The sequence below is a fragment of the Streptomyces sp. NPDC086023 genome, assembly GCF_044540325.1.
Classification (GTDB): Bacteria; Actinomycetota; Actinomycetes; order Streptomycetales; family Streptomycetaceae; genus Streptomyces.
Genome location: NZ_JBITRX010000025.1, coordinates 92,104 through 100,299, shown reverse-complemented (window position 1 = coordinate 100,299; position 8,196 = coordinate 92,104). Strand labels below are relative to the sequence as shown.

Annotated in this window: 6 protein-coding genes; 2 read left to right on the top strand and 4 right to left on the bottom strand. The window is 67.8% G+C overall.

The annotated features are described in order from the left end of the window. Positions 1–663: SIS domain-containing protein (locus tag ACIF6F_RS33190; RefSeq protein ID WP_399955715.1), on the top strand; the 663-nt coding region annotated here is incomplete at its 5' end. A 68-nt stretch (positions 664–731) separates the two neighbouring features. Here ACIF6F_RS33190 and ACIF6F_RS33185 read toward each other — a convergent pair. From ACIF6F_RS33185 to ACIF6F_RS33170, 4 genes are all read right to left on the bottom strand, one after another. Next, the gene (locus ACIF6F_RS33185; protein WP_399955712.1) at positions 732–1,715 is read right to left on the bottom strand and encodes a hypothetical protein; all 984 of its coding nucleotides are present in this window, start codon (positions 1,713–1,715) and stop codon (positions 732–734) included. Between the two features lie 131 nt (positions 1,716–1,846). Continuing rightward, positions 1,847–4,255 carry a hypothetical protein gene (locus ACIF6F_RS33180; protein WP_399955709.1) on the bottom strand — a complete coding sequence of 803 codons (2,409 nt, stop codon included), beginning with the start codon at positions 4,253–4,255 and terminating at the stop codon, positions 1,847–1,849. 90 nt (positions 4,256–4,345) lie between these two features. Continuing rightward, on the bottom strand, positions 4,346–4,756 hold the full coding sequence (locus ACIF6F_RS33175) for a hypothetical protein (protein WP_399955706.1): 411 nt from the start codon (positions 4,754–4,756) through the stop codon (positions 4,346–4,348). 117 nt (positions 4,757–4,873) lie between these two features. Beyond that, positions 4,874–5,359, bottom strand: a complete 486-nt coding sequence (locus ACIF6F_RS33170) for a hypothetical protein (RefSeq protein ID WP_399955703.1) — start codon at positions 5,357–5,359, stop codon at positions 4,874–4,876. A 352-nt stretch (positions 5,360–5,711) separates the two neighbouring features. Here ACIF6F_RS33170 and ACIF6F_RS33165 point away from each other — a divergent pair, with 352 nt between their 5' ends. After that, positions 5,712–7,928 (top strand): transglycosylase domain-containing protein, encoded by a 2,217-nt coding sequence (locus ACIF6F_RS33165; RefSeq protein WP_399955700.1) that lies wholly within the window; start codon positions 5,712–5,714, stop codon positions 7,926–7,928. The last annotated feature ends 268 nt before the right edge of the window (positions 7,929–8,196 follow it).

The window sequence follows — 8,196 nt, the reverse complement described above, 5'->3', positions numbered from 1 at the left end:
GCCGACGGCGGCGTGTACGTGCACGCCGGCCCCGAGGTCTGCGTCGTGTCCACCAAGTGCTTCACCAACACCGTCGTCGCCTTCGCGCTGCTCGCGCTGCACCTGGGCCGCATCCGCGACCTGTCCGTCGCCGACGGCAAGCGGATCATCGAGGGCCTGCGCAAGCTGCCCGCCCAGATCCAGGAGATCCTTCAGGGCGAGGAGGACATCAAGAAGCTCGCCGCGCAGTACGCCGAGGCCAAGTCGATGATGTTCATCGGCCGCGTCCGCGGCTACCCGGTCGCCCTGGAGGCCTCCCTGAAGCTCAAGGAGATCTCCTACATCCACGCCGAGGCCTACCCCGCCTCCGAACTCAAGCACGGCCCCCTCGCCCTCATCGAGCCCGCCATGCCCACCATCGCGATCGTCCCCGGCGACTCCCTGCTGGAGAAGAACCGCGCCGCCCTGGAGGAGATCAAGGCCCGCAGCGGCCGCATCCTCGCCGTCGCGCACACCGAGCAGGAGAAGGCCGACCACACCATCGTCGTCCCCAAGAACGAGGACGAACTCGACCCGATCCTGATGGGCATCCCCCTCCAGCTCCTCGCCTACCACACCGCCCTGCACCTGGGCCGCGACATCGACAAGCCGCGCAACCTCGCCAAGTCCGTCACCGTCGAGTAGTCGCGACGGTGGACGCGGAAGGGCCCCTCGTGCTCCTGCACGAGGGGCCCCACGCATCTCAGCACCTCTCAGAGAGAGTCTTCGGCGAAGTACTGGAGGTTGTACGCACAGGTCAGGGCTTCGATGGTGCCCATCATGTCCTCACCAGCACGTCGTTGGAGCTTGGCCTTCGGCGTTGAGCCGGAGTTGCCGTGATCCTTGATCTGCGCGTTCACGTAGTGGGCGGACTCGTGCATCAAGATGATGGCCTGCTTGGTGCGATCCTTCTCGAAGAAGCCTTCACCCAGGTAGATCGCTTCCTTGGCCACGGTGAACGCGACGAACTTGCCCTCCTGGGACTTCTCGTCTCCGCCACCCTGGTACATCCGGACGGGTGCGGCCGGAAGGTGTGCCGCCATGTGGCTGTAGGTCTCGGTGAGGACGCCGATCTTGTCCAGGGCTCGGCGCCCGAACCACTTCGACACCAGTTCCTCGGCGGCAGAGACCCCCTTGGCCGCAGCGCCTGCCTTCGTCTGCGCTGCCCTGACATAGGCGAGCGCCTCCTCACGGAGCGCCTCCACGAGCTCGGCGCGATCGCCCGAGAGGTCAGTGGAAGTGACCGCCTGCGTCTTCTTCCTGCTCGTCGGCGGCTCGGTTTCACGGCGTCCCTGCTCGACGGCAGTCGACTGCCCGGAGGCAGCCTGCCGGGCAGCCGTCTGACCCTGCTGCACCGCAGCAGCGGCCACCGAACGGTTGGCCTGGGGGGCAGCCTGCACACGGTCCAGGCCGAGGAGTTGATAGAGCCCGACCGTGAAGTCGCTCGACGCATCGCGGATGTCATCGTCGTCGAAGCAGGCCGCCCATGCGTCTTCCAGGATCCCCTTGAAGACACGGAAGGTCTCGGCCGAGTCCTGGAACGCCAGATCGAGCTGCCCCCAGGTCGTGGCGAGAGTCCACGAGACGTTGTATCTGGACTTCACCTCTTCCATGAAAGAGAACTGCGGCGAGAATCGCAGGATGTCACGCGCGTTCGAAATTGCCGGTATGTCGGGTACCAAGGCGAACCCTTTCATTCTCTATGGATACGTTGCCGTCCAGACCAGATGTCATGGAGCTTGACGACACCCGGACCCTATTGCTTCCCATGCGAAACGACCATGTGCGAAAGCGAAACCCATCGGGCAATCACGTGGTCGAGGGAGCGTCAGACCGTCCGGCCCGCGACGCTTTCCGCGAAGTACTGGATGTTGTAGGCGCTGTACGCCGCCGTCCCCTGATTGGCCTGGGCGATGAGACGCGCCCCCGGAATGCTGGTTCCGTTGGCCCGGGACAGGTCATGATCGAGGATTTCCTCGTGGACATAGTGGCTGGACTCGTGGAGGATCACGAAGGCCCTGCCCTCGGCCGAGAAATCATCGAAGAACGCGTCCGCCACATAAACAGCCTTCCCGAAATCGGTGTACGCCGTGAATTTGGCCTTCAAATCGCCGCCGCCATAAAGAAGCACAGGCATCCTGCCGATCGCCGCACTCATATCGGCGAACGTCTTCCTGAGGTGCGGGAGGCTGCTCTTCCATGATTTTCCGAACCATTCGACGGCCAGTTCGCTGTGACCCCCTCCGGCTGCAGCCTCAAGGTACTTGAGGGCCCTGTCCACGTGGCCGGCCGCGCTCGCCCTGGCAGCCTCCACCGCATCCGTCTGGTCATCGGACATCGGGCGGGAAACGATCGGAGCATTTGCCTGCCCCTTCTTCAGGTACTTCTTGTCGGGCTCGTCGTCCGATGTGGCACCGCCAGGCAGCGGAACGTCGGCCCTGAACACCGCCCGGGCGAACCATTCGATGTTGTACGCACGCTGCAGACCCAGCCCCTTTTCAGAGTTGTTCCGCAGGTTGCCCACATCCGACCCTCCATCGTCCGTTGTGGAGTGGTACATGTGCGTGGATTCATGCAGAAGGTCGAAAGCCTGCATCTCCGGACTGACCTCGTAGAACGCCGGCGTCACATGCACGGGTATATCTGCCCGCCCCGGGGTGGTGAACGCCCTGACGGAATCCGTGACATCGGGTCCCTGACGTTCGTGGCCCTTGTGCCAGTTCAGCACCGGGATTCCATCGAGATTCTCGGCCAGCGTCTCGTAGAAGGTTGCCGCTTCCGTGACGGATCCTACGGTCGGATTCGCGTTCAGGAGGTTCACATAGAGCTTGCGGATCATCTTCGCCTCCGGGGTCAGCACCCCGTCGAGCTGTCCGGAAAGCTCCCAAAGGTGACTCGCAGCCGCACGCGCAAGGTCTGCGGCAAACACCTTGGCCGTCGCAATGACATCCTTCTGCGCGGCATCGGGTTCGGGCGATTCCGCCGGCGTCGCCTTGTGATGCCAATGCGAATTCTTGGTCGGCTTGTCAATCCCTCCCCGGGCGTACACCTTGTCCCCCCGACCATCCTTGACCAGAGCCTTGTACGTGCCGTTCTCCACCGGCTTCTTGCGGGTTACGCCACTGATGGTGGCTTCGATCACCTCCGGGTAATCGAGGCCCGGGGGCTTCATTTTGGCGACTCGACGCTCCAGCTTCGCGTTGAGCCGCCTGACGCAATCGCCCGCTTCCTGATCGGGCCAGTTCGGCAGCAGTATGGAAAGAATATCGAGCGGGTCCGCCCCCGGCCAGAGGACCTCAATCATGTTCTTGTGCCGAGGGGTGAGCCAGCTTGGCCCAGAGTCCGCTCCGGGGCCCGCAAACGTCCGAACAATGTACAGCAAAGCGGGGATGAATTTCTCATTCTCCTTCGAATGAGCCTTCCACAGCCTCGCCGCCTCGATTTTCAGAAGTTTGGCGTCCGTTTTCTTCAGGAGAGCGGCGTGCTCGAAAGTGTCCCAGTCATAATCGGCCAGGGCATCCGCGCTCTTCGCGATCTGCTCTCGAATACCTGGGTTCTGAAGCAGCCAGGAATTCATTGCCAGGAGATCACCTTCCGGCAGAGGAGCCTCCTCGGATTCCCCCTCTCCCTCCGCCGCGGAATCATCCTCTTCCAGTGCAGGTTCCTGTTGCGCCGCAGAGCCGCCGGAGTACCCACGGGCTGCGAGCAGGAGCGAGGTGACGTACGTATCCGCCGAAAACCCCGACCAGAGCGTGCGCACCGCGGTGTTCAGCGCGCTCAGCTGCCTCGGCTGAAAAATGCCGAAATTCTGGACACCTTCCCAATGGAACGCAGAAAGGACTTCCGCGTATTTGTTGATCGCACTGAGGAGCTTTGGATCGTTTGCGGCGAGCCATTGCCCCATGGCATTGATCGCCTCCTCCGGGACGTGCTTCGCCTTTGCCCGAGGCGCGCGCTGCCGCGCCGCCCAGATCACGTAGATCAGGGCCAGATGCCGCTGCTCCACGGCCATGCCGACAAGGCTGTCCTGGTCGAGGAGCGTGGTCTTCAGGTGGTGGGTCTGCTCCTGATTGAGGACCCTCTCCTCCAGAAGAACCTTGAAATCAGACCATGGCAGCATCGTCCATGACTCGTCGAAATGGTCATGGAGGGCTGAGGAGATCTGCGGGTTCCTTGCGAGCCAGTCCTGTATCTGAGTGGACTGCTCGAGCGTCATTGTCTGGGCAGAGGTTTCCATGAATTCTCCGTATGTTTCCGGTCTGGTTTCCAGGGTTCTGCGGGCAGCACCGCCACGTGAATCCCGAAAGGGCTGTGCTCAAGGCACCGTTCAGCTCCACACCCGGTCCCGGGCGGCCTTCCGGTGGTTCCGGCCGGGCGTGTGGGACGTCCAGACGGCGGCCGGGTCGTGGGCGAGGGCGTGCGACAACTCGGCGGGCGTGAGGTCGGTGGTGTCGCCGGCCGCGCGCTTGCGGCGGATCGCGGCGCCGACGCAGTGCTCGACGCGTCGGAGCTCGCAGTGGGTGCGCAGCATGAGGCGCGCCTCCTCCTCCAGGGCGAAGCCCTCGTGGAAGAGCATGCACAGGCGGCAGTGCCAGAAGTAGCCGCGCCCGGCCTCGTGGCCGAAGCACACCGGAGCCCGCTCAGGGGCGTACGGGAAGGGGGGTCGGAGGCCTTCGCCGGCCGGGCCCTCGTCCACGGCCGGGCCGGGGCCACCGGAGCAGTCGTACTGAACGTTCAAGAGGTTCCTTCCTCATGGTGCGAAAGTCTCTGCGCAGGCCTGTCCGGACGTTGCGGGAACCTTGACGTGCCCGGACGGCTGGCCACGGGTCTGCCCGTGTGCTTCCCCATGGGGTGCTCAGACCTCGGGCAGGAGGACTCGGCGCAGCGCGTCGGCGGCGGGGCCGTACCCGTGGCCCGCGTCCTCCGTGCCGGAGGCGTACGCGTCGGAGGCGTACGCGTCGGGACCGTGCCCCGTGACCGGCACGTCGGCGCCGTACGCCTCGGCGCCGTACGCGTCGGGACCCTGCCCCCCGGCCGCCGCGTCGGCGGCGTACGCCTCGGCGGCGTAGGCGTCGGCGCCGGGCCAGTAGCGGCCGAAGGCCGACCACTCGGCCACCATCTCGTCGTACACCGGCGTGTTGACCGTCGTGGGTGCGGCGGCCAGGGCGGGCACGTACCGGTACGCGCCGGGCGGCACCGCGACAACGGGCGGCGGTACGGGTCCGAGTCCGGGTGGAGCGGGCATGAAGCCGGGGGCGGGTACAGGTGCCGCGGCGGCGCCGAAGGCAGAGTCCTCCGGGGCGAAGGAGCCCGGCGACGGCACGGCGGTGCTCGGGAGCATGCTCGGTGTCCTCTCGTGGGGGGGGGCGGGGCCACCGATGCTGCGTCCCCCCGCCGGGGGTGTCCACCGCCGCCCCCGTTGCCCGGCGTCGAGCCTCTCGCAACCCTCCGTTAGGGCGGGCGACCGTAGCTTCGGCGGCATGCGTCCACACCGCGAACACCACCGCGACCGGCAGCCGTTCGGCTCCGGCGGTCAGGCCGCACCGTTCCCCGGAGGGGGACGGGCGGCCAGTCGTCCTGCCGGGTCTCCGAGGGGCTCCGGCACAGGCCAGGGCCCCGTCGGCGGCGAAGGCCGCGCCCGGGGCAGAGCGGGCGGCCCGCCCGTTCCGCGCCGCAAGGGGTGGCGCCGCTTCGTGCCCCGCCCCAAGACGCTCCTGTGGATCGTGGTGGGCGGCCTGCTGCTGCTGATGAGCCTGTTCGGGGCCGGCTACGTCCTCGTCGACATCCCCGACCCCAACAAGAAGGCCATTGCCGAGAGCAACGTCTGGCTCTACGCGGACGGCACCGAGATCGGCCGCTCCGGCGAGGCCCGGCGCACCAGCGTGACGCTGGATCAGGTCTCCCTGGCCGCGCAGGAGGCCACGCTCGCCGCGGAGGACCGCAGCTTCTACACCGATCCCGCCATCTCCCCTGCAGGCATCGCGCGAGCCGTCTTCAACAACGTCACCGGCGGCGCCCGCCAGGGCGGCTCCGGCCTGACGCAGCAGTACGTGAAGAACCACTACCTGACCCAGGAGACCTCCCTGACGCGGAAGCTCAAGGAGCTGTTCATCGCGGTCAAGGTCAACCAGAAGATGTCCAAGGACGAGATCCTCCAGGGTTACCTCAACACCAGCTACTACGGCCGCGGCGCCTACGGCATCCAGTCGGCGGCCCGCTCGTACTACGGTGTCGACGCCAAGGACCTCACCGCCGCGCAGGGCGCCTATCTCGCGGTTCTGCTCAACGCCCCGAGCCGTTACGACGTCAAGCAGTCCCCCGAGCACCGGGACCGCGCCGTCGCACGCTGGAACTACGTCATGGACGGCATGCGCGACATGGGCGCGATGACCGACCGGGAGCGTGCGGCCGCCGTCTTCCCCGAGCCCCTGGCCCCCAAGGGCAACGAGGGCATGGCGGGGCAGAACGGCTACCTCATGCAGGCCGCCCGCGACTACCTCATCGCCGCAGGCACGGTGACCGAGGCCGAACTCGACGCCGGCGGCTGGCGGATCAAGACCACCTTCGACAAGGACAAGCAGGCGGACCTCGTCGCCGCCGTCGACAAGGAGCTGCGGTCGAAGCTGAAGCCGCAGGACCGCGCGGTCGACCGCAACGTGCGAGCGGGCGCCGCGTCCGTGGAGAACGAATCCGGCAAGGTCGTCGCGCTCTACGGCGGTCCCGACTACCTCAAGGAGTTCGTCAACAACGCGACCCGGCACGACGTCCAGGCGGGCTCCACCTTCAAGCCGTTCGCCCTCGCCGCCGCCCTGGAGGACGAGGCCACCGACTCCCGGGGCGAGCGGATCGGGCCCCGCACCCGCTACGACGGGAACGACGGGTACACCGCGACCAACGGGTACGCCCCGGGCAACCAGGGTGGCAAGAGCTACGGGCCGATCTCGGTCCGCGAGGCGATGGCCCGGTCGGTCAACACCGTCTTCGTGCAACTCGCCGCGGACACCGGTCTCAGCACCGTCCGCGAGGCCGCCGTCGACGCGGGGCTGCCCGACAGCACCCCCGGACTCACCCCGGTCCCCTCCCTCCCGCTGGGCGTCGCCACGCCCAGCGCCCTCGACCTGGCGGGGGCGTACGCCACCTTCGCCGACCGGGGCGTGCGCCACGACCCGCGGATGGTCCTGGAGCTGAGCCGCGGCGAGGAGAAGCGGGCCCTGCCCGAAGCGAAGTCCGAGCGGGTCTTCAGCACGAAGACCGCCGACTCCGTCACCGACGTGCTGCGCAGCACGGTCAACGCCTCGTACGGCAGCGGCCAGGCGGCCCGGGCCGCCGGTCGGCCCGCGGCCGGCAAGACCGGTACGACGAACGAGCAGAAGTCGTACTGGTTCGTCGGGTACACACCCGAGCTGACCACGTCGGTGGGCGTCTTCCGCGAAGACCCCGACTCCCACGCCCGGCTCAGCCTGAGCGGCCTGGGCGGGCAGTCCGGCGGCGGTGGCGGCTTCCCCGCACGGGTGTGGGCCGCGTACACCAAGGCGGCCCTCGCGGGCACCCCGGTCACGTACTTCCCCGCCCCGTCCGGGAACGACTCCGGTACGTCCTCGGGCCCGGCCTCCGGTTCCGACGGCTCCCGGGACACGGCCCCGGACGACGGGGGGAAGCAGGGCTCCGACGCGGTGGTCCCGCCGCCGGCGTCCCCTTCCGCTCCCGCGAAGCCGGCCGACCCCGGTCCCCCGTCCCCCTCGACGACCGTGAGCCCGCCCCCGGCCGGCCCGCCGCCGGAGGAGGACCCGCTGCCGGACGAGGGGGACGGTACGTTCCCGTCTCCGCCGACGCCGTCCTCATCCGACCCCGCCGTCCCGCCGGACCCCGGCGGCGGGCGCCCCGCCGCGCCGCCGGGACGCCCCTTCTGAGGCTCCAGGGTCTCCGTACGGCTCTGCCCTCCCCGTTAGAACTCGCCCGAAGGCGGACCAACCCCGCCCCGACGTCCCACCCCCAACCGCCGCCGCACGGCGGCAACCCGCAGCAACACGGATGGTTCCTCATGTCCGACCACGACCACGACACGATTGCTCTCGACCGTACGACCACCTCCGACCGATCGTCGTGGCGTCCCCTCTCACCACCGGGCAGGCCTCCCGTATCCGGCCGCCATCGCAGGCAGTCCCGCCGAAACGGCAT